Origin of the sequence: Pseudomonas sp. KB_15, from assembly GCF_052114525.1 — a bacterium.
Taxonomy (GTDB): Bacteria; Pseudomonadota; Gammaproteobacteria; order Pseudomonadales; family Pseudomonadaceae; genus Aquipseudomonas.
This window is the reverse complement of record NZ_JBFREX010000208.1, coordinates 1-453: the sequence shown is the minus strand read 5'-3', so window position 1 is coordinate 453 and position 453 is coordinate 1. Positions and strand designations below refer to the sequence as shown.

1 protein-coding gene is annotated in these 453 nt (G+C 63.6%); it reads left to right on the top strand.

What is annotated here, in order from left to right; translation table 11 throughout:
• Window positions 1–175 precede the first annotated feature (175 nt).
• A partial coding sequence (locus tag AB4Z35_RS30495; RefSeq protein WP_442101229.1) for a hypothetical protein occupies window positions 176–453 on the top strand: 278 nt, incomplete at its 3' end.

The following is a 453-nucleotide window of genomic DNA, read 5'->3' as shown; positions in this document are numbered from 1 at the left end:
TAGTCAATCAGTACCGGAAGGCGGTCCTTTTTTTAGCCCTGATCCTCTACCTACCAGTAGATAGCAGCAAAGAAAAAGCCCCGCCACAACGCAGCAAAACAACGCAGCACCGACGGCCCCGCGATCCACCTCCAACCGAGATCGCCCGGCCCAAACGAAGACAAGGAGCCACACCATGAACGCCAAGACCATCCTTACCGCCGCCGCCCTCGCCGCCGCCTTCGTCACTGGCGCTGCGCAAGCCGCTCCCGCCAACAAGACCGGCGAAGTCTACGGTTACAGCTACCGAGTGAACGACGCCCGCAACGCCTTCACCGATGGCGCCCGCGCCAGCGGCGTGAACGAACCGCGTAACCCGTATGTCGATGGTGCCCGCGTTGGCAAGGCTGACCCGTTCACCGACGGTGCCCGCACCGTTGCCGGCCTGGATCGTACCGGTGTCTCGGCCAGCCC